General features: G+C 65.5%; 23 protein-coding genes, 2 tRNA genes and 1 riboswitch. Of the genes, 16 read left to right on the forward strand and 9 right to left on the reverse strand.

All coding sequences use genetic code 11. The features are described 5' to 3' along the window. Positions 1 to 74 precede the first annotated feature (74 nt). Both ACZ7GB_RS03080 and ACZ7GB_RS03085 read left to right on the forward strand, forming a co-directional pair. Complete coding sequence (locus ACZ7GB_RS03080) at positions 75 to 1,268, forward strand: alkane 1-monooxygenase (protein WP_472157621.1); 1,194 nt, start codon at positions 75 to 77, stop codon at positions 1,266 to 1,268. 57 nt (positions 1,269 to 1,325) lie between these two features. Beyond that, positions 1,326 to 1,748, forward strand: a complete 423-nt coding sequence (locus tag ACZ7GB_RS03085; RefSeq protein WP_078603939.1) for a hypothetical protein — start codon at positions 1,326 to 1,328, stop codon at positions 1,746 to 1,748. A 3-nt stretch (positions 1,749 to 1,751) separates the two neighbouring features. Here ACZ7GB_RS03085 and xseA read toward each other — a convergent pair whose 3' ends face one another. Further along, positions 1,752 to 3,332, reverse strand: a complete 1,581-nt coding sequence (xseA, locus tag ACZ7GB_RS03090; RefSeq protein ID WP_472157622.1) for an exodeoxyribonuclease VII large subunit — start codon at positions 3,330 to 3,332, stop codon at positions 1,752 to 1,754. A gap of 93 nt (positions 3,333 to 3,425) precedes the next feature. Here xseA and purD point away from each other — a divergent pair, with 93 nt between their 5' ends. The 6 genes from purD (at position 3,426) to ACZ7GB_RS03120 (ending at position 7,322) form a co-directional block, all read left to right on the forward strand. After that, positions 3,426 to 4,691, forward strand: coding sequence for a phosphoribosylamine--glycine ligase (purD, locus tag ACZ7GB_RS03095; RefSeq protein WP_472157623.1), 1,266 nt, complete (start codon positions 3,426 to 3,428; stop codon positions 4,689 to 4,691). Positions 4,692 to 5,132: 441 nt separating this feature from the next. Then, a tRNA-Gly gene (locus tag ACZ7GB_RS03100) sits at positions 5,133 to 5,207 on the forward strand. 22 nt (positions 5,208 to 5,229) lie between these two features. Next, positions 5,230 to 5,304, forward strand: a tRNA-Gly gene (locus ACZ7GB_RS03105). Between the two features lie 127 nt (positions 5,305 to 5,431). Further along, positions 5,432 to 6,019: an imidazoleglycerol-phosphate dehydratase HisB gene (gene hisB, locus ACZ7GB_RS03110; RefSeq protein WP_472157624.1), complete on the forward strand. Its 588-nt coding sequence runs from the start codon at positions 5,432 to 5,434 to the stop codon at positions 6,017 to 6,019. Further along, positions 6,019 to 6,657, forward strand: a complete 639-nt coding sequence (gene hisH, locus ACZ7GB_RS03115) for an imidazole glycerol phosphate synthase subunit HisH (RefSeq protein ID WP_078599463.1) — start codon at positions 6,019 to 6,021, stop codon at positions 6,655 to 6,657. Before hisB ends, hisH begins: the two co-directional genes overlap by 1 nt. After that, positions 6,657 to 7,322 (forward strand): Dph6-related ATP pyrophosphatase, encoded by a 666-nt coding sequence (locus ACZ7GB_RS03120; protein WP_472157625.1) that lies wholly within the window; start codon positions 6,657 to 6,659, stop codon positions 7,320 to 7,322. The genes hisH and ACZ7GB_RS03120 overlap by 1 nt, the downstream gene beginning before the upstream one ends. 52 nt (positions 7,323 to 7,374) lie before the next feature. Here ACZ7GB_RS03120 and ACZ7GB_RS03125 read toward each other — a convergent pair whose 3' ends face one another. Next, the gene (locus ACZ7GB_RS03125) at positions 7,375 to 7,761 is read right to left on the reverse strand and encodes a DUF2147 domain-containing protein (RefSeq protein WP_078519662.1); all 387 of its coding nucleotides are present in this window, start codon (positions 7,759 to 7,761) and stop codon (positions 7,375 to 7,377) included. Between the two features lie 145 nt (positions 7,762 to 7,906). Between ACZ7GB_RS03125 and hisA the strand changes: the two genes are divergently transcribed. Together hisA and ACZ7GB_RS03135 are read left to right on the forward strand one after the other, a co-directional pair. Next, positions 7,907 to 8,626 (forward strand): 1-(5-phosphoribosyl)-5-[(5-phosphoribosylamino)methylideneamino]imidazole-4-carboxamide isomerase, encoded by a 720-nt coding sequence (gene hisA, locus ACZ7GB_RS03130; protein WP_075776131.1) that lies wholly within the window; start codon positions 7,907 to 7,909, stop codon positions 8,624 to 8,626. Between the two features lie 102 nt (positions 8,627 to 8,728). Further along, the gene (locus tag ACZ7GB_RS03135; RefSeq protein WP_078539729.1) at positions 8,729 to 9,199 is read left to right on the forward strand and encodes a hypothetical protein; all 471 of its coding nucleotides are present in this window, start codon (positions 8,729 to 8,731) and stop codon (positions 9,197 to 9,199) included. Between the two features lie 60 nt (positions 9,200 to 9,259). On the opposite strand, the gene ACZ7GB_RS03140 is transcribed toward ACZ7GB_RS03135, so the two are convergent. Next, on the reverse strand, positions 9,260 to 9,847 hold the full coding sequence (locus ACZ7GB_RS03140) for a TetR/AcrR family transcriptional regulator (RefSeq protein ID WP_078539730.1): 588 nt from the start codon (positions 9,845 to 9,847) through the stop codon (positions 9,260 to 9,262). Positions 9,848 to 9,961: 114 nt separating this feature from the next. Here ACZ7GB_RS03140 and ACZ7GB_RS03145 point away from each other — a divergent pair, with 114 nt between their 5' ends. From ACZ7GB_RS03145 to glpX, 3 genes are all read left to right on the forward strand, one after another. After that, complete coding sequence (locus tag ACZ7GB_RS03145) at positions 9,962 to 10,165, forward strand: hypothetical protein (RefSeq protein WP_098410351.1); 204 nt, start codon at positions 9,962 to 9,964, stop codon at positions 10,163 to 10,165. 100 nt (positions 10,166 to 10,265) lie between these two features. After that, entirely contained in the window at positions 10,266 to 11,567 is a 1,302-nt protein-coding gene (locus tag ACZ7GB_RS03150; protein WP_472157626.1) for a homoserine dehydrogenase, read from the forward strand. A gap of 275 nt (positions 11,568 to 11,842) precedes the next feature. After that, positions 11,843 to 12,808, forward strand: a complete 966-nt coding sequence (gene glpX / locus ACZ7GB_RS03155) for a class II fructose-bisphosphatase (RefSeq protein ID WP_078599468.1) — start codon at positions 11,843 to 11,845, stop codon at positions 12,806 to 12,808. Positions 12,809 to 12,890: 82 nt separating this feature from the next. Here glpX and gcvP read toward each other — a convergent pair whose 3' ends face one another. The 4 genes from gcvP to gltX all read right to left on the reverse strand — a co-directional run bounded on the left by gcvP (position 12,891) and on the right by gltX (position 18,964). Beyond that, on the reverse strand, positions 12,891 to 15,731 hold the full coding sequence (gene gcvP / locus ACZ7GB_RS03160) for an aminomethyl-transferring glycine dehydrogenase (RefSeq protein ID WP_472157627.1): 2,841 nt from the start codon (positions 15,729 to 15,731) through the stop codon (positions 12,891 to 12,893). A 5-nt stretch (positions 15,732 to 15,736) separates the two neighbouring features. Continuing rightward, a complete protein-coding gene (gcvH, locus tag ACZ7GB_RS03165; RefSeq protein ID WP_078546225.1) occupies positions 15,737 to 16,096 on the reverse strand; it encodes a glycine cleavage system protein GcvH in 360 nt (119 codons plus the stop codon). Between the two features lie 22 nt (positions 16,097 to 16,118). Next, on the reverse strand, positions 16,119 to 17,222 hold the full coding sequence (gene gcvT / locus ACZ7GB_RS03170) for a glycine cleavage system aminomethyltransferase GcvT (RefSeq protein WP_472157628.1): 1,104 nt from the start codon (positions 17,220 to 17,222) through the stop codon (positions 16,119 to 16,121). A 156-nt stretch (positions 17,223 to 17,378) separates the two neighbouring features. Then, positions 17,379 to 17,469, reverse strand: a riboswitch (glycine riboswitch). A gap of 166 nt (positions 17,470 to 17,635) precedes the next feature. Then, positions 17,636 to 18,964 carry a glutamate--tRNA ligase gene (gene gltX / locus ACZ7GB_RS03175; RefSeq protein ID WP_472157629.1) on the reverse strand — a complete coding sequence of 443 codons (1,329 nt, stop codon included), beginning with the start codon at positions 18,962 to 18,964 and terminating at the stop codon, positions 17,636 to 17,638. 97 nt (positions 18,965 to 19,061) lie between these two features. Between gltX and ACZ7GB_RS03180 the strand changes: the two genes are divergently transcribed. Both ACZ7GB_RS03180 and ACZ7GB_RS03185 read left to right on the forward strand, forming a co-directional pair. Further along, positions 19,062 to 19,478, forward strand: coding sequence for a metallopeptidase family protein (locus ACZ7GB_RS03180; protein ID WP_472157630.1), 417 nt, complete (start codon positions 19,062 to 19,064; stop codon positions 19,476 to 19,478). A gap of 97 nt (positions 19,479 to 19,575) precedes the next feature. Then, complete coding sequence (locus tag ACZ7GB_RS03185; protein WP_274963070.1) at positions 19,576 to 20,508, forward strand: MBL fold metallo-hydrolase; 933 nt, start codon at positions 19,576 to 19,578, stop codon at positions 20,506 to 20,508. A gap of 133 nt (positions 20,509 to 20,641) precedes the next feature. Here the strand turns inward: ACZ7GB_RS03185 and ACZ7GB_RS03190 are convergent, their stop codons facing one another. Together ACZ7GB_RS03190 and ACZ7GB_RS03195 are read right to left on the reverse strand one after the other, a co-directional pair. After that, positions 20,642 to 21,640, reverse strand: a complete 999-nt coding sequence (locus ACZ7GB_RS03190; protein ID WP_472157631.1) for a DUF6976 family protein — start codon at positions 21,638 to 21,640, stop codon at positions 20,642 to 20,644. 19 nt (positions 21,641 to 21,659) lie between these two features. Beyond that, a complete protein-coding gene (locus tag ACZ7GB_RS03195; protein ID WP_078519673.1) occupies positions 21,660 to 21,869 on the reverse strand; it encodes a hypothetical protein in 210 nt (69 codons plus the stop codon). 116 nt (positions 21,870 to 21,985) lie between these two features. Between ACZ7GB_RS03195 and ACZ7GB_RS03200 the strand changes: the two genes are divergently transcribed. Then, complete coding sequence (locus ACZ7GB_RS03200) at positions 21,986 to 22,933, forward strand: 1-phosphofructokinase family hexose kinase (RefSeq protein ID WP_472157632.1); 948 nt, start codon at positions 21,986 to 21,988, stop codon at positions 22,931 to 22,933. Positions 22,934 to 22,984 lie beyond the last annotated feature (51 nt).

The raw sequence follows: 22,984 nt of genomic DNA on the forward strand, positions 1-22,984 counted from the left end.
AAGGGTCGAAATTGGCGAAAGAATAGCGCAAAACCATTGCACTATTGAGAGTGAGCGAAGCGGACCCGCAGCACGTGACCCAAGGCAACGACCCTTCACGCAAGCGCCGCCTGAGCGGAGCAATTGCAAATCTGCTGCGGCGGTCGCGCGAGATCCCCGGGGTCGACAGTTTCGCGGTCGTGACGCTTCTGCCGGTGCCGCTTCTGCTGGTGGCGGGCGTCTTCGGCGGGGTCGCGGCCTGGGCGGCGCTGGTCTGGATCGGGCTGTGCATGTTCATCCTGGATGAGGCGCTGAAGCATCCCTCCCCCGATGCGCCGGAAGGCTCGGAATTCCCGGCAGCGGACGCGCTGTCGAGGACGCTGGCGGTGGTGCATTTCGTGCTGCTCGTGCTCGGCGTGGCGGCGATGTCGGGGCATACGCTGCTGGAGGGGCCAAGCTGGATCGCGGTCTGGCTGGCCTTCGGGCTGTTCTTCGGGCAGGTGTCGAATTCGAACGCGCATGAGCTGATCCACCGCTCGGACAAACGGCTGTTTCTGCTGGGGAAATGGGTCTATATCTCGCTGCTCTTCGGGCATCACACCTCGGCGCATCGGCTCGTCCATCACCGTTTCGTCGCGACGCCGGACGATCCGAATTCCGCGCAGCTTGGCGAGGGGTTCTGGTCCTTTGCGCCGCGCGCCTGGATCGGCAGCTTCATCGGCGGCTACGAGATGGAGCGCAACCGCTTCGCCCGTCTGCCCGCGATCGACCCGAAAGCGCCGCTGAGCGCGCGGATCAAGGCGAGGATCGCGCGGCTCGGCCCCTACCCGTCCTATCTGCTGGGCGGGCTGTGGTTCGCGGTGCTGTTCGGGATGCTCTTCGGGGCCGAGGGCGTGGTGGCTTACCTGATGCTCTGCGCCTATGCGCAGGTGCAGATCCTGCTCGCCGATTACGTCCAGCACTACGGATTGTCACGCAAGCGTCGAGGCGATGGCAGTTTCGATCCGGTGGATGCGCATCACAGCTGGGACGCGCCCGCGCCGATCACCTCGCTGTGGATGCTCAACGCGCCGCGCCATTCGGATCACCACGCACATCCGGCCCGAGAATATCCGGCGCTGCGGCTTGGCGATCTGACCGAGACGCAGCGGCCCGTCCTGCCGCGCAGCCTGCCCGCGATGGCGGCGCTGGCGCTGTTCCCGCCGCTGTGGCGCCGGGTCATGGACAAGCGCGTGAAGGCCTTGGGCAAAGCGCAGCCAGTCGGCTCCGACGCGCCCAGCGCGCGCTAGGCAAGCGGGCCGCGATCTGGCAGGTTGGGTGAAAGACCTTGCCGGAGCCTTCCCCCCATGCGCCCGAACCCGATCCTGACATTGTCCCTCGCGGCCTTGGCCCTGATACCGACGCTTGCGCGTGCCGCCGACCCGCTCGGCCCACCGCTCAATGCGGAGCAATTCGATCAGCGCACCGTCGGGCGCACCATCACCTATTCGGTCTTCGGCCAACCCTACGGCTCCGAGCAATACAAGCCCGGCCACAAGGTGATCTGGGCCTTCACCGAAAGCGAGTGCAAGGAAGGCGACTGGTATCAGGACGGGCAGTATATCTGCTTCGATTACGGCGAATACGCGCCGCTGCAATGCTGGACCTTCTACGACACGGCGCAGGGGCTGCTCGCACAGTTCAAGGGTGATCCCTCGCAGGAACCGCTGGTGAGCCTGTCCGAAAGTCAGGATCCGCTGGTCTGTCAGGGCCCGGATGTGGGCGTGTAAGCCTCAGAACAGGCTACCCTGAGACGGACCGGGATCGGGCTTTTTCTTCTTCGCCTTCGGCGGGGCCACGCTGCCGCCCCCGCCCGGGATGACCGCAAGCTTGCCATCGGCGAACTCGATCTCGAGACCGGGCTGCTTCTCTGCCACCGCTTGCGAGGTCACCACGCCATCGGGGCCGCGCACCACCGCATAGCCGCGCTTGAGCGTTTCGGTATAGCCCAGCGTCTGGCGCATCCGGTCGAGCCGCTCAAGCCGTTCGCGCTGCGCCTCGAGCCGCGCGGGCAAGGAGCGCTCCAGCCGGGCTTCCAGCCCCGCCAGCCGCTCGGCGCCGTCGCGGTTGCGCCGTTGCGCATCGCCGATCATCCGCACCCGCGCTGCATCCAGCCGCCGCGCAAGCTGCGTATGATCCTGGGTCGCGCGCCGCATCCGCGCCGCCGGTGCCGGCGCCAACCGCGCCGACAAGCCGTCGATCTCACGCGAGCGGTCCCGGATGAAGCGCCGCAGCAGGTTCGGCGAGATTTGCGCAGCCAGCGGCGCGAAACGGGTATTCTTGCGCAGGACCAGCGTGCGCAGCGCAGGGCCCAGCCGCTCGGCCCAGAGATCGAAGCTTTGCCGCGCCGGTTGCGTCAGCGCCTCGGGACGGCCCAGCCCACGCGCCAGATCGCGCAGCCGCTGGCCGCGCTGATCGAGCCGCCCGCGCGCCGCCCGCATCATCCGCGTCTGTGCCTCCGACAGCCAAGCGGCCAGTTCGGCGCGCACCGGCACCGCCATTTCCGCCGCCGCCGTGGGCGTGGGGGCACGCCGGTCGGCGGCGTGATCGACCAACGTCGTGTCCGTCTCGTGGCCCACCGCCGAGATCACCGGGATGTCGCTTTCGGCCACGGCGCGGACCACGGCTTCTTCGTTGAACCCCCAAAGGTCTTCGATCGAGCCGCCGCCGCGCGCGACGATGATCAGATCGGGACGCGGAATATCCCCGCCCGGCGCCAGCGCGTTGAAGCCCCGCACCGCGCGCGCCACTTCCGGCGCACAGGCCTGCCCCTGCACCGCCACCGGCCAGATCAGCACATGGCGCGGGAAACGGTCGGCGAGCCTGTGCAGGATGTCGCGGATCACCGCGCCCGAGGGCGAGGTCACCACGCCGATCACCTGCGGCAGCCACGGAATCGGCTTCTTGCGGCCCGCGTCGAACAGCCCCTCGGCGGCCAGCGCCTTGCGCCGCGCCTCCAGCATCGCCATCAGCGCACCCGCGCCCGCCGGTTCGACATTGTCGACGATCAGCTGGTATTTCGACTGGCCCGCGAAAGTCGTCATCCGACCCGTGGCGATGACCTCCATCCCCTCCTCGGGGCGGACCTGCATCTTCGCCACCTGCCCCTTCCAGCTGACAGCGGCGATCACCGAGCGGTCGTCCTTGAGGTCGAAATACATATGCCCCGAGCGCGGCATAGACACACGGCCCACTTCGCCGCGCACCCGGACGCGGCCGAATTCTCCCTCGATCACGCGTTTCACCGCCCCCGAAATCTCGGAGACCGTGTAATCATGCGCGTTCGAGCCGCTTTCGTCGTCGAGAAGGTCCATATGCCTGCCTGCTTGAGCGTTGGTCCGGGGCGCCTTGCCTCAGGGTTTCGCGCAGCTTAGAAGGCGGGAAAGCGAAGGCCAAGGGGGCGAGCGATGAACATTCTGGTTCTGGGCGGCGGCGGGCGCGAACATGCGCTGGCTTGGGCGATCAAGCAAAATCCGAAATGCGACCGGCTGATCGTGGCCCCGGGCAATGCCGGGATCGCGCAGATCGCCGATTGCGCGGCGATCGATCCGAACGATGCGGCGGCGGTGCTGGAACTCTGCGAAGCCAATGCGGTCGATTTCGTGGTTATCGGGCCGGAAGCCCCGCTCGCCGCGGGCGTGGCCGATGCGCTGCGCGCGCAGAACATCCTCACCTTCGGCCCTTCGGCGGAGGCCGCGAAGCTCGAGGCCTCCAAAGCCTTCACCAAAGAGATTTGCGACGCCTGTGGCGCGCCCACCGCCGCCTATGCCCGCTTCACCAGCGCGGAAGGCGCGAAGGGCTATGTCCGCGAACAGGGCGCCCCGATCGTGGTCAAGGCAGACGGTCTCGCCGCCGGCAAGGGCGTGATCGTCGCGATGACGCTGGACGAGGCGTTCAATGGCATCGACGAGATTTTCGGCGGCGCATTCGGAAGCGCGGGTGCGGAAGTCGTGATCGAGGAATTCATGGAGGGCGAGGAAGCCTCGCTCTTCGTCCTGTGCGATGGCGAGAACGTGCTCGCCGTGGGCGGTGCGCAGGATCACAAGCGCGTCGGCGAAGGCGATACCGGCCCGAACACCGGCGGCATGGGCGCCTATTCCCCCGCCCCGATCCTGAGCCCCGAGATCGAGGCGAAGGCGATGGACGAGATCGTCCGCCCCACCGTGGCCGAGATGGCCAAGCGCGGCACCCCCTTCCAGGGCGTGCTCTATGCCGGGCTGATGATCAAGGATGGCCAGCCGCGGCTCGTGGAATACAACGTGCGCTTCGGCGACCCCGAATGTCAGGTGCTGATGCTGCGGCTGGGCGCGCAGGCGCTCGACTTGCTGCTGGCCTGCGCCGAAGGGCGGCTGGGCGAGGTGCAGGCGCAATGGGCCCCCGATCACGCTATGACGGTGGTCATGGCCGCGCAGGGCTATCCCGGCGCTTATGAGAAAGGCTCGGTGATCGGCGGGCTCGACGCGCTACCCGAAGACGGCTCGCGCATGGTCTTCCACGCGGGCACCTCTGAGAAAGACGGACACGTCGTCGCGACGGGCGGCCGCGTGCTCAACGTCACCGCCCGCGGCGAGAGCCTGCAGGAAGCGCGCGATCGGGCCTATGAAATGGTCGATGCGATCGACTGGCCCGAGGGCTTCTGTCGCCGCGATATCGGCTGGCGCGCGCTGAGCTGAGGCGTGACAGGGGGCGCTGCCCCCGCTCGCGTTCCGCGCGCCCCCCGGGATATTTCCACCAAGCCGAACGGGCGTAACGGAACATTAACTACGCTCACGCTATCAAGGATTCGCGGAACAGGCGGGGACGCCGATGACCGCCCAAGACGAACGTGCCCGGCTCGCCCGCCCTTCTGCGGATCGAGTCGGGCATTTTTCGGTTTCGGCTTGGCTCAAATATCCCGGGGGGCTGGCGCAGCCAGCGGGGGCAGAGCCCCCTCGCGTGGCGCAGGAAAACTCCTTCATGGTGAAGATGTGCCAGCCCCGGCTTGCAGCATTTGCCGCTCCCACTGAGGCAAAGCACCACCTGCCGAAACGTCAGGCAGGAATTTTCCCCTTCGCGCAAAATTTCCTCTTGCAGCCTACGCCGCTATCCCCTAAATCCGCCTCCACCGAACCGGCGCGGGCGTAGCTCAGGGGTAGAGCATAACCTTGCCAAGGTTAGGGTCGGGCGTTCGAATCGCCTCGCCCGCTCCAGTTCGGTCAAATACCCAAGGATGCGGGCGTAGCTCAGGGGTAGAGCATAACCTTGCCAAGGTTAGGGTCGGGCGTTCGAATCGCCTCGCCCGCTCCAATACAAAAAAGCCTCCCTTCGGGGAGGCTTTTGTTTTTCCGCCCCACTGCCCGTCAATCGACATGCCCCCGCTTGAGCGCGCCCCCTGCCCCGGCCTATAAGGCGGTGAGTTTCAAGGAGGCGCCCCATGCGCAAAGCCACGATCAGCCGCAAGACCGTCGAGACCGAGATCAACGTCGAGATCAATCTCGATGGCACCGGTCAATTCGATAACAAGACGGGCGTGGGCTTCTTCGACCACATGCTCGACCAGCTCGCGCGGCATTCGCTGATCGACATGACCGTGCGCGCGAAGGGCGATCTGCATATCGACGATCACCACACGGTCGAAGATACCGGGATCGCACTGGGTCAGGCGCTGGTGCAGGCGCTTGGCGACAAGCGGGGCATCCGCCGCTACGGCCATTTCGCACTGGCAATGGACGACACGCAGGTGCAATGCGCGCTGGATCTCTCTGCGCGCCCCTTCTTCGTGTGGAATTGCGACATGCCCTCCCCGAAGATCGGCACGTTCGACACCGAACTGGTGCGCGAGTTCTTCCAGGCGCTCTCGACCCATGGCGGGATCACGCTGCATATCGACCGCGTGCATGGCTTCAACAGCCACCACATCGCCGAGGCCGCATTCAAATCGGTCGCCCGGGCCCTGCGCATGGCGGTCGAGCCCGACCCGCGCATGGACGGCGTGCTGCCTTCGACCAAAGGGGCGCTTTGATGCTCACGGCACTGGTCGATTACGATTCGGGCAACCTGCACTCGGCCGAGAAGGCGTTTCAGCGCATGGCGAATGAGACGGGTCACGGCACGATCGTCGTGACTTCCGAGCCCGACGTCGTCGCGCGCGCCGATCGGATCGTGCTGCCGGGAGACGGAGCGTTTCCGTCCTGCAGCGCGGCGCTCTATCGCTTCGAGGGGCTGGCGCAGGCGATCGAAGAGGCGGTGACCGTGAAGGGCCGCCCCTTCCTCGGGATCTGCATCGGCATGCAGATGCTGGCGACGCGCGGCCTCGAGTTCCGCGAGACCGAGGGTTTCGGCTGGATCCCCGGAGAAGTGGTGAAGATCGAGCCTTCCGATCCGTCGATGAAGGTCCCGCATATGGGCTGGAACGATCTGGTGATCGACAACGATCACGCCGTGCTCGACGGGATTTCGACCGGCGATCACGCCTATTTCGTGCATAGCTACCACTTCAAGGTGGCCGAGCCGCAGCACCGTCTGGCTTACGCCGAATATGGGACGGAGATCACCGCGATTGTGGGCCGCGACAATATCGTGGGCACGCAGTTCCACCCCGAGAAATCTCAGGCCACCGGTCTGCGACTGATCGCGAATTTCCTCGGCTGGAAACCCTGATGGCGCCCAAGGCGGTTCTCTCGTGGTCCTCGGGCAAGGATTGCGCGATGGCGCTTCATGCCTGCCGGACCGAAGGTCACGCGGATGTCGTGGCGCTGCTGTCCACGACCAACGAGGCTTTCGACCGGGTCGCGATGCACGGCACGCGCAATGAGTTGCTGCGCCGTCAGGCGGAGGCTGCGGGCCTGCCGCTGATCGAGGTGCCGCTGCCCTGGCCCTGCTCGAACGAGGATTACGAGGCGCGGATGGCCTCTGCCATGGATCAGGTGAAGGCGCTTGGCGTCGAGACGATGGTCTTCGGCGATCTCTTCCTCGAAGACGTGCGCGATTACCGGATCGAGAAGCTGAAACCGCTCGGTGTCGAGGCGCTCTTCCCGCTCTGGCAGCGCCCCACGGATCAGCTGGCGCGCGAGATGATCGCGGCGGGGTTCGTCACGCATCTGGTGACGGTGGATCCGAACAAGCTCGATCCCAGCTTCGCGGGGCGGCGTTTCGATGAAAGCCTGCTGGCCGATCTGCCCGAAGGCGTCGATCCCTGCGGCGAGAATGGCGAGTTTCACACCGCCGTCAGCGCGGGCCCGATCTTCGACGCGCCGATCCCGGTGCGTGTGGGCGAAACGGTGATGCGCGACGGCTTCGCCTATGCCGATCTGATCCCGGAGTAAGTCCGGCGAGAAATCCCGGCCCACCGCGTCCTCGCAGGGGCCGGGGAATACATCATTTCACGCGCTGCCAGTCCTGCGACTTGCAGAACAGACCGCCCGCCACGCAACCAGCCAGCGCCATCGCGTTGCCGTTCACGGTGACCTTGCCGAGGTAGATCTTGTTGTTGGACGGACGCCAGACCTTGCCCTGGTATTTGTTGTTGCCCTTCGGCTCCATCCCGATCACGAGCTGCTTGCCGAGGTTTTCCGACTTGTACTCGCTGCCGCCCTTGAAGGTCCGCACAATGGTGCCGCAGAACTTCGACCCGCAGGGTGCGATGTCCACATAGGCATAGGCGCCGTCATCGGGCTGCGTCTTCCAGGTGCCCTCGATCGGGTCGGCAAGCGCCGCGCCTGCGCCCAGTGCCAGGGTCGCTGCGGCGATCATCAAAGTCTTCATGGCAAATCTCCTCCCTTTTGCCTGCTGGCCGCATCAGGCCATGCAGAAGCGATTCCCGGCAAGACTGACGTGACGTCCGCGTCAGGCTTGGAAAATCCGCGAACCCGTGGCAAGAGGCATCGCGACAGTTCAGGAGTGCCCACAGATGATCCTCTACCCCGCAATCGACCTCAAGGATGGCCAATGCGTGCGTCTGCTGCATGGCGAGATGGACAAGGCCACGGTCTTCGGTGACGACCCGGCGGCGCAGGCGGCCAAGTTCGAGGCGGCAGGCTGCGAATGGGTGCATCTGGTGGACCTCAACGGCGCCTTCGCGGGCGAGCCGGTGAACGCCGCCGCCGTCGAGGCGATCCTGTCGCGCATCAAGGTCCCCGCGCAGCTGGGCGGCGGCATCCGCGACATGGCGACGATCGAGCGGTGGCTGGATAAAGGGCTGGCGCGGGTCATCCTCGGCACCGTCGCGGTCGAGAACCCCGATCTGGTGCGCGAGGCAGCGAAAGCCTTCCCCGGTCAGGTGGCTGTCGGGATCGACGCGCGTAACGGCAAAGTGGCGACCAAGGGCTGGGCGGAAGAGACCGATGTGATGGTCACCGATCTGGCGAAGTCCTTCGAGGACGCGGGCGTCGCCGCGATCATCTACACCGATATCATGCGCGACGGCGCGATGGGCGGGCCGAATATCGCCGCGACCGAGGCATTGGCCCGCGCGGTCGAAATCCCGGTGATCGCGAGCGGTGGCGTGTCGTCCCTGCCCGACCTGATCGCCCTGCGCGACACGGGCGTGATCGCGGGCGCGATCTCGGGGCGCGCGATCTATGACGGGGCGCTCGATCTGACCGAGGCGTTGGCCGCGCTGCGCGCCTGACACAGCGCTGAGGAAATCCACCGCAAGTGACACAAATCATTGCGCCATGTGAATTTCCGCGTGAGGGTTAACCCAGCGTTAACACCAAGTGTGGAGGGTGCCATGAAACGCATGATGACGATTGCCGCGGTGACCGCTTGCCTCGCAAGCGCGGCCATGGCGAATGATACCAAAGGCTTTGTGGGTCTGAACTGGACCTTCGGCCCGGGCGCGAGCGGCCTTGAAGGGGTGTTCGGCGCGATGAATTACGACCTCGATCCGGATGGCGACATCAACGGGGCGAAGCTGTCATTGCATCTCGGCATCGGTCCGGGGCCGGTGCAGGGCAAGATCAAGCTGACGGGGGTCGCGGGTCAAGACAACGCCATGGCGGAACTGGGCATGGGCTATGGCAGCCGCGGCTGGTTCGGCACGGGCGGGCTGATGGGCGAGCATTGGAACGTCGGCGGCGATCTCTTCTTCCAGGGCGGCTGGGAAGGCTTCGGCGGCATTCACAGCCTGCAATTCGATCGGCCGAAAGCGCCCACAGCACCGGTTCTGGAGCCGCCGCCGCAGGAGGCTCAGCCCGGCTAAGTCGTGTTAAGCAATTCATCACAGAGGTACAGGGCGGCTCAAGCCGCCCTTTTCCTTAGCTCAAGCGCCCACCGATTTGCGCACCATATCCCAGTAGATATCGGCGACGGTAGCACGGCTCAGACGTCCGCCTTCGCGGAACCACGTATTGACGCCGGTCAGCATCGCGATGATCGCCATGGTCGCGAGCTTGGTATCTGGGATCAGGAACACGCCCTCGTCCTGCCCCGCCTTCAGGATCGCTTCCAGCTCGGTCTCGTAGGTCTTGCGCAGCCCTTCGATCACCGCGAAATTCTCCGGGCTGAGGTTGCGCAGCTCCATGTAGCTGAGGAACACCGCCTCCGCCCGCTCGAGGTTGAAGCGAATGTGGAAGCGCACGAAACGCTCCAGCCGCGCATGGGCATCGCCGCCGCCGGGCTCGGCGTGCCACGCGGCGATCAGCTCGTCCATGTGGGTCTTGAGCAGATCGAACAGCAGCGCCTCTTTGTCGGGCGTATAGAGGTAGAGCGCGCCCGCCTGGACCCCCACCGCACCGGCGATCTGGCGCATCGAGACAGCGGCAAAGCCGTGCCGCGCAAAGAGCCTTTGCGCCTCGGCGCGGATCTTCGGGCCGGTAATCTCGGAATGGGAGCCAGTCTTGCGTGCCATGATACCGACGCTAACTGAACGGGCGTTCATTATCAAACCCGATTTGCGGCGCAATCGGCACTGGCAATGGGGCCGCGCGCGCAATAGTTTGCCCCTGTCCCGAGAGGAGAAACCATGCGCGCCCCTGCCCTGATCGCCCTGTTTGCCTTGCTGGCCTCGCTCGCCGCCTGTTCGAAACAGTCGATGGAGGGCTATCCGACGCTGCTGCCGATGGACGAGATCCTGACCGATCAGCCCCTCACCCCCGATCCGGCCCCCGAGCTGGAGGCCCGCGCCGATGCGTTGCGCACCCGCGCAGACGCGATGCGCAGCCAATAAAATCTCGCCATAGAGCGGTTGAAGCCGCACGCCGCGTTGCCCTGCCTGCGCTTTCCCGCTAACAGGGCGCAAACCACCCAGTTTCTCTCATGAGGTCCCTATGTCCGCCGTCTCAGATACCGCACCCTTGCGTCTTGGCATCGCGGGTCTCGGCACCGTGGGCATCGGTGTGGTGAAGATCGTGCAACGCCATGCCGATCTGCTGGCAGCCCGCGCGGGCCGTCCGGTCGAAATCACCGCCATCACCGCTCGCGATCGCACGAAGAACCGCGATGCGGACCTGTCGAGCTACGCATGGGCAGACGATGCGGTGACGCTCGCACAGCGCGACGATATCGACGTCTTCGTCGAACTGATGGGCGGCCATGAAGGCCCCGCGAAAGACGCCACCGAAGCCGCGCTGAAAGCGGGCAAGGACGTGGTGACCGCGAACAAGGCGCTGCTCGCACATCACGGTCAGGCGCTTGCGGAACTCGCCGAGAGCCTCGGTCGCACGATCCGCTACGAGGCTGCCGTCGCGGGCGGCATCCCGGTGATCAAGACGCTGACCGAAGGGCTCGCGGGCAACGGCATCCGCCGCGTGATGGGCGTGATGAACGGCACCTGCAACTACATCCTGACGCGGATGGAAGATGCGGGCCTGCCCTATGACACGGTGTTCGAAGAGGCGCGCGCGCTTGGCTATCTCGAGGCCGATCCGAACCTCGACGTGGGCGGGATCGACGCGGGCCACAAGCTCGCCATCCTCGCCGCAATCGCTTTCGGCACGCAGGTTGCTTTCGACGACGTGACGCTGGAAGGGATCGGGCGCATCTCGATCGACGATATCCGCCGCGCGGGCGATATGGGCTACAAGATCAAGCTTCTGGGCGTCGCGCAGATGACTGGTCGTGGGCTAGAGCAGCGGATGACGCCCTGCCTTGTGCCCGCCACCTCGCCGCTGGGGCAACTGACCGGCGGGACCAACATGACCGTGCTGGAAGGCGACTCGGTCGGCCAGATCGTGCTGCGTGGCGCAGGCGCGGGCGAAGGCCCGACCGCGAGCGCTGTGATGGGCGATGTGATGGACCTCGCACGCGGGTTGCGGCTGCCGGTCTTCGGCCAGCCCGCAGACAAGCTCGAGGCCCCCACCCCCGCCGTCACCGCGATCCCCGCGCCCTATTACCTGCGCCTGCAGCTGTCGGACAAACCCGGCGCGCTGGCGAAGGTCGCGACCGTTCTGGGCGAGGCGGGCGTCTCGATCAGCCGGATGCGCCAATACGGCCATGCCGACACCTCAGCCCCGGTGCTGATCGTCACTCACAAGACCACGCGCGACGCGGTCGACGCCGCGATCGACGCCCTGCCCGCGACCCGCGTGGTCGAGGGCGAGCCGATCGCGATCCGCATCGAAGAGGTCTGATAGGGCCGCAAGTCTCGGCCCTTTCCCGCCGGACGCCGTCAACCCGACCGCGAGGTTCCGCCGGGCGGCCTGACGACGCGCGCCCGGCCCACTCACACCGGTTATTCGGTCGCCTATTTTCGCGACCGCAGGCTGCCCAAACCCCGCATTGCGTGCCATTTTTCACCGCAATAGCGGCTGGCCTCTCCTGTTAGCGTTCACGGGGTTGCCCTTCGCGCCCCCACAGGCTTTACCTATGCCCGGCCCACAACGCCTAGGCAGACAGGAAGACCCAAATGACCCCTCCGAGTGATTTCAACGACCGCATGCTTTCGCTGGGCCTCGCCCGCGTGTCGGAAGCGGCTGCTCATGCCTCCGCCGACCTGATCGGTCGCGGCGACGAGAAGGCTGCCGATCAGGCGGCGGTGAACGCGATGCGCGATCAGCTCAACAAGCTGGAAATCCGCGGCACCGTGGTCATCGGGGAAGGCGAGCGCGACGAGGCTCCGATGCTCTTTATCGGCGAGGAAGTCGGTCAGGGCGTCGGCCCGGAAGTGGATATCGCGCTCGACCCGCTGGAAGGCACCACGCTGACCGCGAAGGACATGCCCAACGCGCTGACCGTGATCGCGATGGCGCCGCGCGGCACGATGCTGCACGCGCCCGACGTCTACATGGACAAGCTGGCCATCGGCCCGGGCTACGAGAAAGACGTGGTCTCGCTCGACATGACCCCGACCGAGCGCGTTCAGGCGCTGGCCAAGGCCCAAGGCGTGGAGACCAAGGACATCGCGGTCTGCATCCTCGACCGTCCGCGCCACGAGGACATGATCGCCGAGGTCCGCGAGACCGGTGCGAAGATCCGCCTGATCACCGATGGCGACGTGGCGGGCGTCATTCACTGCGCCGAGCCCGATTTCACCGGCATCGACATGTATATGGGCTCGGGTGGCGCACCTGAGGGTGTGCTGGCGGCCTCGGCACTGAAATGCATGGGCGGTCAGATGTGGGGCAAGCTGTTGTTCCGCAACGACGACGAGCGTGGCCGTGCGAAGAAGGCCGGGATCACCGATCTCGACAAGGTCTATACGCGCGACGAGATGGTGCGTTCGGACGTGATCTTCGCCGCGACCGGTGTGACCAACGGGTCCATCGTGAAGGGCGTGAAGCGCGAGCCGACCTATATCGAATCCGAGACGATGCTGATGCGGTCGAAAACCGGCTCGCTGCGCCGCGTGATCTACCGCAACCCGGTGAAGTAACCGGCGCGTCTGGATATTTTTTTCGAGAAGAAGAGAAAGGCCGGAGCGCGATGCTCCGGCCTTTCTTCATTCTGGCTGGCGGTTACTCCGCCGCGTCGGCATAGCTCTCGACCGGCGGACAGGTGCAGATCAGGTTGCGGTCGCCGAAGACGTTGTCGACCCGGCCCACGGGCGGCCAGTATTTGTCGACGCGGAAGGCGCCTGCCGGGAAACAGCCCTGTTCGCGGGTGTATTTCCGGTCCCAATCGGCCACGAGGTCTTCCACCGTATGCGGCGCATGGCGCAGCGGGCTGTCCTCGGGGGTGATCTCGCCCGCCTCGATCTCACGGATCTCGTCACGGATCGAAAGCATCGCGGTGATGAAGCGGTCGATCTCGGCCTTGGTCTCGGATTCCGTGGGCTCCACCATCAGCGTGCCGGCGACCGGCCAGCTCATCGTGGGCGCATGGAAGCCGTTATCCATCAGGCGCTTGGCGATGTCGTCCACCGTCACGCCCACCTCCGCGAAGGGCCGCGTGTCGATGATACATTCATGCGCGACACGTCCGCGGTTGCCCATGAAGAGGATCGGGTAGCCCTCTTTCAGCTTCGCGGCGATGTAGTTCGCAGCGAGGATCGCGACGCGGGTCGCCTGCGTCAGACCCGGCCCGCCCATCATCAGGATATAAGCCCAAGAGATCAGCAGGATCGAGGCCGAGCCGTAGGGCGCGGCACTCACCGGCCCCTCCTCGCCGCCCGTCTCCGGGTGGCCCGGAAGGAAGGGCGCGAGGTGCGACTTCACCCCGATCGGCCCCATGCCGGGACCGCCGCCGCCATGCGGGATCGCGAAGGTCTTGTGCAGGTTGAGGTGGCTGACGTCCGAGCCGATCTCGCCCGGCTTCACCAGCCCCACCAGCGCGTTGAGGTTGGCGCCGTCGAGATAGACCTGACCGCCATATTCGTGCGTGATGTCGCAGATGCGCTTCACGGTCTCCTCGAACACGCCGTGGGTCGAGGGATAGGTGATCATGCAGGCCGCGAGCTTGTCGCCCGCCTCTGCCGCTTTCGCCTCGAAATCTTCCAGATCCACATCGCCATTGGGCGCGGAATTCACGACGACGACCTTCATCCCCGCCATATGCGCCGAGGCCGGGTTCGTGCCATGCGCCGACATCGGGATCAGGCAGACATCGCGCTGATCGTCGCCATTGGCGCGGTGATAGGCAGCGATTGTCAACAGCCCCGCATATTCCCCCTGCGCGCCCGAATTGGGTTGCATCGAGAACGCGTCATAGCCGGTGATCTCGCACAGCTTCGCAGTCAGATCGTCGATCATCTCCGCATAGCCCTGCGCCTGATCGAGCGGCACGAACGGGTGCAGCGAGCCGAATTCCGGCCAGGTCAGCGGCATCATTTCGGCGGCTGCGTTGAGCTTCATCGTGCAGGACCCGAGCGGGATCATCGCGCGATCCAGCGCGAGGTCACGATCCGAGAGACGACGCATGTAGCGCATCATCTCGGATTCGGCGCGGTTCATGTGGAAAACCGGATGGGTGAGGTAATCGCTCTCGCGCAGCAGCGCATCCGGCACCGCCGGTTGCGTGGCCTTGGGCGCCGCTTCGGTGATCCCGAAGGCGTCGAGCACCTTGGCCACCACGCCCGGATCGCTGGTCTCGTCGAGCGAAATCCCGACCCGGTCGCGGCCCACCTTGCGCAGGTTGATCCCGCGATGACGGGCGGCGGCGAGGATGCCCTGCTGGCCCACGCCCACCTCAACGGTGATCGTATCGTAGAAATTCGCGGGCTCCACCAAGGCGCCTGCCGCTTTCAACGCATCGGCCAGCTGCACGGTCAGAAGGTGCACGCGTTCCGAGATCGCACGCAGCCCGACGGGGCCGTGGAAGACCGCGTAGAAGCTGGCCATCACAGCGAGAAGCGCCTGTGCGGTACAGACATTCGACGTCGCCTTCTCGCGGCGGATATGCTGCTCGCGGGTCTGCAGACTCAGGCGATAGGCGCGGTTGCCGTGGCTGTCGATGGAGACACCGACGATCCGGCCGGGCATCGCGCGCTTCATCTTGTCGGTGGAGGACATGAAGGCCGCATGCGGGCCGCCATAGCCCATCGGCACGCCAAATCGCTGCGCGGAGCCCACGGCGATATCAGCGCCCATCGCGCCCGGCTCTTTGAGCAGGCACAGCGCCAGAAGATCGGTCGCGACCACGGCCACGGCTTTCGCGGCATGGAGCGCCTCGCATTCGGCGGTGAAGTCGCGCACGTGGCCATAGGTGCCCGGATATTGGAAGATCGCGCCGAAGACCTTCTCGGCCTCCAGCGTCTCGGGCGCGCCCACGATCACTTCGATCCCGAGCGGCTCGGCGCGGGTCTGAATCACGCCGATCGTCTGCGGGTGGCAGTTCTCGTCGACGAAGAAGGCGGTGGCCTTCGATTTCGACACGCGCTGCGCCATCGCCATGGCTTCCGCCGCTGCCGTCGCCTCGTCCAGCAGCGACGCATTGGCGACCGGCAGGCCGGTCAGGTCCGACACCATCGTCTGGAAGTTCAGAAGCGCCTCAAGACGCCCCTGCGCAATCTCGGGCTGGTAGGGCGTGTAGGCGGTATACCAGGCCGGGTTCTCGAGGATATTGCGCTGGATCGCGGGCGGCGTGACCGTGCCGTAATAGCCCTGCCCGATCAGGCTGGTCATCACGCGGTTCTTCTTCGCGACGCCTTCCATCTTCTGCAGGAGGCCATATTCGGTCAGCGGCGCCCAGCCCAGCGGCTCGCCCTGACGGATGCTTTTCGGCACCGTCTCGGCGATAAGCGCGTCGAGGTCCGGCGCCCCCACGGCTTTGAGCATCTCCTCCATCTCGGCCGGTGAGGGGCCGATATGGCGGCGATTGGCGAAATCGTAACTGTCGTAAGTCGTGGGGGTGAAGGTCATGGATATTACCCGATGAAGTCTTTGTAAGCGGCCTCGTCCATGAAGCCGTCGAGCGCGGAGGCGTCGGTGAGTTTCATCTTGAAGAACCACGCCTTGCCCAGCGGGTCTTCGTTCACGAGGCCCGGATTGTCTGCCAGATCCTCGTTGATCTCGACGATCTCGCCACCCAGCGGCGCTAAGATGTCGGAGGCGGCCTTGACCGACTCGATCACGCAGATCTCGTCGCCCTTCTCGACCGTGTCGCCGACATCGGGCAGCTCGACGAAAACGACATCGCCCAGTTGCTCGGAAGCGTGCTCGGTGATGCCGACGATCACAACGTCGCCTTCAGTTTTGAGCCATTCGTGGTCTTCGGTGAATTTCATGTAACGTCTCCCGATTGGTTATTCAGCGTTTGTAAGTGGCAGGGCGGAAGGGCATCGGCACGACCTTGGCGGGCAGACGCTTGCCGCGCACTTCGCCATAGACGGTGGTGCCTTCCTCGGTGCCTGCGGGCAGATAGGCCATCGCCATCGGCGCTTCGATCGAGGGGCCGAAACCGCCCGAGGTCACGCGGCCGATCGGTTCGCCACCCTCGGCCTCGGCGAAAATCTCGACGTCTTCGCGCATCGGCGCGCGGCCTTCGGGGCGCAGGCCGAGGCGCAGGCGGCTCGGGCCGTTTTCCAGTTCGCTCAGGATGCGATCCGCGCCGGGGAAGCCGCCTTCGCGCTCCCCGCCCTTGCGGCGCACCTTCTGGATCGCCCAGGCGATGTTGCCCTCGACCGGGGTCGTGGTGGTGTCGATATCGTGGCCGTAGAGGCAAAGCCCCGCTTCGAGCCGAAGGCTGTCGCGCGCGCCCAGACCGATCGGCTCCACCGCCTCATCGGCAAGCAGCTTGCGGGCAAATTCCACCGCGCGGTCTGCGGGCACGGAAATCTCGTAGCCATCCTCGCCGGTATAGCCCGAGCGCGAAATCCAAAGCTCCGCCCCGTTCCAGTGATAGACGCCCACATCCATGAAGCGCATCTTGGCCGTGCCGGGCACCAGAGCCTCGAGCACGCCCTCCGCGGCGGGCCCTTGCAGCGCCAAGAGCGCGCGGTCGGTGAGTTCCTCGACCGATTCCAGATGCGCCCGCATATGGGCGATGTCGTCTTCCTTGCAGGCCGCGTTCACCACGACGAAGAGATGATCGCCACGGTTCGCCACCATCAGGTCATCGAGAATGCCGCCATTCTCATCGGTAAACATCGCATAGCGCTGGCGACCCTCTTTCAGGCCCATCAGGCTCACCGGCACCAGCGCCTCGAACGCCTCGGCAGCGCCTTCGCCCGGCACGATCACCTGCCCCATGTGGCTGACATCGAACAGCCCCGCCTTGGCGCGGGTGTGCAGGTGTTCCTTCATCACGCCCAGCGGGAATTGCACGGGCATCTCGTAGCCCGCGAAAGGCACCATCTTGGCGCCCAGCTCCACATGCAGATCGTATAGCGGTGTGCGTTTCAACTCGCTCATCGCGGCCTCCCCTTCAGCCGGATGATCCGGCATCGATTCATGAGCCTTCCGGCTCGCCCGATGCCCCCTCTGTCCGTGCCTGCCATGCAGACGCCTGAGATCGTTATCCCTTCGGCGGATGCCGCGATTGCACGCCGCATCACTCTCCAGAGTCCTTCGTCGGGCACGGTCCTTTTGCCTGAGAGTTTACCGGGGCGGTTGCTCCTTCGGCACCGAGGTTTCCCCCGGATTCTCCCGTATCCGACTTCTCCCGATTACCTGAGGCCCCGCGCGACTGACAAGCCCCAATCGCCAAAAGCGCCGCTTTACCGCCGAAAACGACCTCACGAGGTCGCGAATTGCCCAAACAAAAAGCGCGAGGGGCTCTCCCCTCGCGCTTTTGGAATTGGTTTTGCGAGCCTGCGGCGGAGCCGTCAGCCGCGCGCCGGAACCTTGTGCAGAAGCGGCATCAGCTCGCCCATATCGGGCCCGTGCGCCATGCCGGTCACGGCCTTGCGCAGCGGCATGAACAGCCCCTTACCCTTGCGCCCGGTCGCCTCTTTCACCTCCGAGGTCCAGTCCTTCCACGTGGTGTCGGAATAGGGCGGCGCGGGCAGCATCGTCATGGCCTGCGCGATGAAGTCGCGATCTTCCTCGTCGATCGAAGGCTCCGCGCCGTTCAGACACAGATCGGCCCAGCCCTTCAGATCGTCGAGCTTGTCGATATTTTGCGAGGCGACCTTCCAGAAGCGCTCGCGCTGATCCTCGGGGATGCCGAGTTCCGCGATACGATCCGCCACGGCCTCGAACGGCAGGTGCTGGTTGCGCGCACGGGTCAGCGGGATCAGGTCCGCCGGGTCGAATTTCGTCGGCGCCGAGCCGAAATGGTTCAGCTCGAACCCGTCGGCCAGCTCGTCGATCGACATTTTCAGCTCGATCGGCTGGCTCGAGCCCAGACGCGCCATCATCGACAAGAGCGCCTCGGGGGCGATCCCTTCGGCGCGCAGATCGCGGATCGAGAGCGCGCCAAGACGCTTCGACAGTTCCTCGCCCTGCGGGCCGGTCAGCAGCGAATGGTGCGCGAAGCTCGGAACCTTGCCGCCGATCGCCTCGATGATCTGGATCTGCGTCGCGGTGTTGGTGACGTGGTCGCCGCCGCGCACGATATGGGTGATGCCCATATCCGCGTCGTCCACCGGCGAGGCGAAGGTGTAAAGCACCTGCCCCGAGGCCTTGATCAGCACCGGATCGGACACGGAGGCCGCGTCGATCGACAGATCACCGAGGATGCCGTCTTTCCACTCGATCCGCTCGAGCTCGAGCTTGAAGCGCCAGTAACCTTCCTTACCCTCGGCACGCATCGCGTCTTTTTCGGCATCCGACAGATGCATCGACGCGCGGTCATAGACCGGCGGCTTGCCCATGTTGAGCTGCTTCTTGCGCTTGAGGTCCAGCTCGGTCGGGCTCTCGAAACATTCATAAAGCTTACCGTCGGCCTTCAGCTGCTCGGCCACTTCGGCATAGCGGTCCAGACGCAGCGACTGACGTTCTTCCCGGTCCCATTCGATGCCGAGCCATTCGAGGTCCTGCTTCAGCGCGTCGATATATTCCTGCTTCGAACGCTCCTGATCGGTATCGTCGAGGCGCAGGATGAATTGACCGCCGGTCTTACGGGCGATCAGGTAGTTCATCAGCGCGGTGCGCAGGTTGCCGACATGGATATAGCCGGTGGGCGACGGGGCGAAACGGGTAACGGTGGTCATCTGGGCAAACTCCTGTTGGCGCCTGCTCTTTCACAAGGCGGCCCGTTTGTCCATATGAGGGGCCATGCGGCGCGTACAGAGCGGCTTGGAGGGGGCGATGAGCGAGGGTTACGACTGGGCGGAGGTCATGGCGCCGGGCGTCGAGGAAATCGAGGCGCTGGCCGAGGCCGCACGCGCGGCGCTTCCGCCGGAATTTGCCCGCGCCGCGCAAGGCGTCGCGATCCGGGTGGAAGACTTTGCCTCCGAGGCGATGCTCGCCGAGCTGGGCATCGAGGACCCTTTCGAGCTGACCGGGCTTTATGACGGGATCCCGCTGACCGAGAAATCCGTGATGGACCCCGGCGGCCACACGGATGTGATCTGGCTCTTCCGCCGGCCTATCCTCGACGAGTGGGTGTCGCGCGGCAACGAGCCTCTCGGCGCCCTCATTACCCATATTTTCGTGCATGAACTGGCGCATCATCTGGGGTGGTCGGATGGCGATATTTCGTCGATCGATCGCTGGTGGGAGTGAACCGAAGCGGCTCACGCAACGTTCACGACTCTGTGGAAGCGGCGCGATGCGCTAGACTTCGACCTGCGAAGACCAACCATCGAGAGGGAGAGACCCGATGACCAGGACCTTCATGACCCGCCGTGCAGCATTGAAAACCGCCGCTTTCCTGCCCGCCGCCCCCGCGCTTCTGACCGGGACCGGCGCCGCCGCGCAAAGCTCGAACGAAGCCCCGCCCGCGATCCCGCGTTATCGCCGGATGCAGATGGGCGATCTGACGATCACCACGCTGCTCGCCGGATCGCGCGAGCTGGAAAACCCGCAAACGATCTTCGGCATGAATGCCAGCCCCGAGGATTTCGCGGCCGTCTCGGAAGCCGCCTATATCCCCGCCGACAAGTCGTTGAATTTCTTTACTCCGACGCTGATCGAGACCGGCTCGGAGAAGATCCTCTTCGACACCGGCCTGTCGCCGGAGGGGATCACCTCCGCGCTTTCCGCCGCCGGACACGCGCCCGAGGACATCACCCATGTCGTGATCACCCATATGCATGGCGACCATATCGGCGGGCTGATGGGCGATGGCGGCGAGACGTTCGCCAATGCCGCCTATATCACCGGCCAGAAAGAATTCGACCATTGGTCGAATGCGGGCAACGACACGTTCGAAGCCAAGGTCCGTCCGCTGGCCGAGAAGATGAGCTATCTTAAGGGTGGCGATTCGGTCGTCTCCGGCATCTCGGCGGTCGAGGCGTTCGGCCACACGCCGGGCCATATGGCCTTCATGGTGGAGTCGGGCGGCAAGGGGCTGATGCTCGCCGCCGATACGTCGAACCACTATGTCTGGTCGCTTCAGCGTCCCGATTGGGAAGTGAAATACGACATGGACAAGGAGATGGCCGCGAAGACCCGCAAGGAGCTTCTCGGCCGTGTCGCCGCCGACAAGCTGGCCTTCATCGGCTATCACATGCCCTTCCCCGGCGTGGGCCATCTCGAGGCGCTGGACACCGGCTTCCACTTCCATCCGATCACCTATCAGCTCAACGTCTGATCCGTGATGCGTGCGGGCCAAGCCTGCGCCGAGATATTTCAGGCGCGCGCCCGATCGGCGCGCGCTTTTCTTATATCAGCTCGCTCTGAGAGGGGCGCGCCTGTCAGGACCACGACTGGCTGCGCCCCGCCCATCAGGCGGCGGCATCGCCCTCATGCAACTCCATGCGCACGATGGTCTGGTTGAGCAGGATATAGGCGATCTCGCCGAACGTGACGGGGCCGGTGAAGCCGCCGGTGCGCTGTCCTTCCAGCTCGCCGTAGAGATAGTTCAGGATACAGTTGCACGAATATTCGTTGGCACCTTTGCCCCCCGCGCTGTCGGCGAAGGCCTGCGCGTAAGAGCCCAGCGCCTGCGCCAGACGGTACTCGACCCCTTCGACGACGGGGGCGTAGAATTTCACCTTGCCGGCCTCGGCATCGACCTCCTGGATCGAGACATTAACGAGCGTGCCTGCGTAATTTGCGACCAGCGGTAGGCGCGTGTCGAGCTCATGCTCGGCGATGTAGCGGGCGAGATTGACCTCCTGCCCCTCGACCGTCGCCACCTCCGCTTCGAACCCCGCCTTCGGGAAGGTGAAGGTCAGCGCCTCGGCCTCGCCTTGGGCGAAGATATTGAGAATGTCGAGATCGGCCGCGACACCATCGGGCAGCTCGACATGCAGCAGCACCGCCCCTTCGTCATGCGCCACCCCCGTCGCGCCGTCGAACACCTTCGGCGCGCGTTTGCCCAGCTCATCGAGATGCACCCCGGTGATCCAGCCCGCCAGCGGCTGATCGAAGAGACCGGGATAGCCCTGCCCCTCCACCGCGAAGTCGGAATGCGCCACCGAGAAGGCGGGGATCATGATCATGGTGAAGCCATTCTCGGCGTAGCCTTCGGAAATTTTCGGCAGATCGCCCACACCGATCCAACGCGGCACCGCGCCCGTCGCCCGCTCGAACCGGGTGCAGAACAGCTTGTCGCGCACCACCGCCCCGCCCGCTTCGGTGACGAAGTAAACGGTGGTGCCGCCGATCCACTTGCCGCGCGGGAGCTGCGCCAGAAGCGCCTCGTCCCCCGCCACGACCATGACGTCGCCCGCCTCGATCCGCGCGGCGGCCTCGGCCACGCTCAACATCTCATTTTTCATCCCGGATCCCCTCTCGAGCCTAGAACGCCGCTACATCGCCGGCGGCAAAAGCATTTTTCGTCACGAACTCACGCAGCTCCGCGATCTTGTCGCCAAGCGAGGCCGGGCGCGCGGCCACCTCGCGACGCAAGCGCGCAATCAAGATCTTCGTCGCCAGCGACGCGGCACTCAAATCGCTCTGACTCGTCAAGACCCGCTTCCATCGCGGATCATCGGCACCCGGAACCATCCTCACACTCCTTTGAAACAGCACGGGAGCAGTCATAGCGCACCGTCCCTTAACACTGCGTTGACAGGCGCGAGCTTCGCGCCGCAAAGTCGGGCTCTGGGCCAAAAGGAGACGCGATGACCTCGATCCTCACGATCACGCTCAACCCGACGGTCGATCTGTCGATCGAGACCCCCGAGGTCGCCCCCGAGCGCAAGCTGCGCTGCACGCGGCCGCTCACGGATCCGGGCGGCGGCGGCCTGAATGTCAGCCGCGCGATCGCCGCTCTGGGGGGCAATTCCACGGCTTTCGTGGCCCTTGGCGGGACCACCGGCGACCGGGTGATGCGGCTTCTGGCCGAGGCCGGAATCGCCGTCTTCCCCTTCCCCGCGCCGGGCGAGACGCGGATGAGCCTGACCGCCACGGATCAAAGCACGGGCGCGCAATATCGCTTCGTGATGCCGGGACCGGACTGGGGCGCACGCGATGTCGCGAAGGCGCTCAGCCGGATCGCGCGGGCCGCGCCCGAAGGCGGGATCGTGGTTCTGTCCGGCTCGCAACCGCCCGGCGTGCCCGAGGATTTCCCCGCGCGTCTGGCGACGAAGATGGCGCGGACCAAGGCGCGGCTCTTCCTCGATACGTCCGGCGAAGCGCTGCACCAACTGATGGAAAGCAAGGCGCAACCCGCCGACGTGCTGCGGATGGACGAGCTGGAGGCCGAGGGGCTGGCAGGTCGCAAACTGCCCGAACGCCGGGATAGCGCCGATTTCGCCCAAGACCTCGTGCGGCGCGGGTTGGCCCATGCGGTGATCGTGGCGCGCGGCGCGGACGGCAACGTGCTGGCCACCAAGGACGCGCGCTGGTTCGCTGTGGCGCCGAAGGTCGACGTCGTGTCGAAAGTGGGCGCGGGCGACAGTTTCGTGGGGGCCTTCACGCTGGCACTTTCCCGCGGCAAGACCTTCCGCGAGGCGTTGCAGCAAGGCGCCGCAGGCGCAGCGGCCGCCGTGACGACACCTGCGACTGATCTGTGTTCCGCCGCGATGGTGCGCCGCCTTCTGCCGCATTGCCCGGTGGAGCCGGTCTGAGCACTCTGCCCCTTTGCCTCGCGGCACCTGCGCGTTATGAAAGCGCCAAAG

Source organism: Thioclava sp. PTB-PU3-1 (assembly GCF_055666785.1).

What these genes read in the sequence shown, in the direction of transcription:
- ACZ7GB_RS03085 (WP_078603939.1), top strand. Translation starts at nt 1,326, where the DNA reads ATGCGCCCGAACCCGATCCTGACATTGTCCCTCGCGGCCTTGGCCCTG.
- xseA (WP_472157622.1), bottom strand. Translation starts at nt 3,332, where the DNA reads ATGGACCTTCTCGACGACGAAAGCGGCTCGAACGCGCATGATTACACG.
- purD (WP_472157623.1), top strand. Translation starts at nt 3,426, where the DNA reads ATGAACATTCTGGTTCTGGGCGGCGGCGGGCGCGAACATGCGCTGGCT.
- hisB (WP_472157624.1), top strand. Translation starts at nt 5,432, where the DNA reads ATGCGCAAAGCCACGATCAGCCGCAAGACCGTCGAGACCGAGATCAAC.
- hisH (WP_078599463.1), top strand. Translation starts at nt 6,019, where the DNA reads ATGCTCACGGCACTGGTCGATTACGATTCGGGCAACCTGCACTCGGCC.
- ACZ7GB_RS03120 (WP_472157625.1), top strand. Translation starts at nt 6,657, where the DNA reads ATGGCGCCCAAGGCGGTTCTCTCGTGGTCCTCGGGCAAGGATTGCGCG.
- ACZ7GB_RS03125 (WP_078519662.1), bottom strand. Translation starts at nt 7,761, where the DNA reads ATGAAGACTTTGATGATCGCCGCAGCGACCCTGGCACTGGGCGCAGGC.
- hisA (WP_075776131.1), top strand. Translation starts at nt 7,907, where the DNA reads ATGATCCTCTACCCCGCAATCGACCTCAAGGATGGCCAATGCGTGCGT.
- ACZ7GB_RS03135 (WP_078539729.1), top strand. Translation starts at nt 8,729, where the DNA reads ATGAAACGCATGATGACGATTGCCGCGGTGACCGCTTGCCTCGCAAGC.
- ACZ7GB_RS03140 (WP_078539730.1), bottom strand. Translation starts at nt 9,847, where the DNA reads ATGGCACGCAAGACTGGCTCCCATTCCGAGATTACCGGCCCGAAGATC.
- ACZ7GB_RS03145 (WP_098410351.1), top strand. Translation starts at nt 9,962, where the DNA reads ATGCGCGCCCCTGCCCTGATCGCCCTGTTTGCCTTGCTGGCCTCGCTC.
- ACZ7GB_RS03150 (WP_472157626.1), top strand. Translation starts at nt 10,266, where the DNA reads ATGTCCGCCGTCTCAGATACCGCACCCTTGCGTCTTGGCATCGCGGGT.
- glpX (WP_078599468.1), top strand. Translation starts at nt 11,843, where the DNA reads ATGACCCCTCCGAGTGATTTCAACGACCGCATGCTTTCGCTGGGCCTC.
- gcvP (WP_472157627.1), bottom strand. Translation starts at nt 15,731, where the DNA reads ATGACCTTCACCCCCACGACTTACGACAGTTACGATTTCGCCAATCGC.
- gcvH (WP_078546225.1), bottom strand. Translation starts at nt 16,096, where the DNA reads ATGAAATTCACCGAAGACCACGAATGGCTCAAAACTGAAGGCGACGTT.
- gcvT (WP_472157628.1), bottom strand. Translation starts at nt 17,222, where the DNA reads ATGAGCGAGTTGAAACGCACACCGCTATACGATCTGCATGTGGAGCTG.
- gltX (WP_472157629.1), bottom strand. Translation starts at nt 18,964, where the DNA reads ATGACCACCGTTACCCGTTTCGCCCCGTCGCCCACCGGCTATATCCAT.
- ACZ7GB_RS03180 (WP_472157630.1), top strand. Translation starts at nt 19,062, where the DNA reads ATGAGCGAGGGTTACGACTGGGCGGAGGTCATGGCGCCGGGCGTCGAG.
- ACZ7GB_RS03185 (WP_274963070.1), top strand. Translation starts at nt 19,576, where the DNA reads ATGACCAGGACCTTCATGACCCGCCGTGCAGCATTGAAAACCGCCGCT.
- ACZ7GB_RS03190 (WP_472157631.1), bottom strand. Translation starts at nt 21,640, where the DNA reads ATGAAAAATGAGATGTTGAGCGTGGCCGAGGCCGCCGCGCGGATCGAG.
- ACZ7GB_RS03195 (WP_078519673.1), bottom strand. Translation starts at nt 21,869, where the DNA reads ATGGTTCCGGGTGCCGATGATCCGCGATGGAAGCGGGTCTTGACGAGT.
- ACZ7GB_RS03200 (WP_472157632.1), top strand. Translation starts at nt 21,986, where the DNA reads ATGACCTCGATCCTCACGATCACGCTCAACCCGACGGTCGATCTGTCG.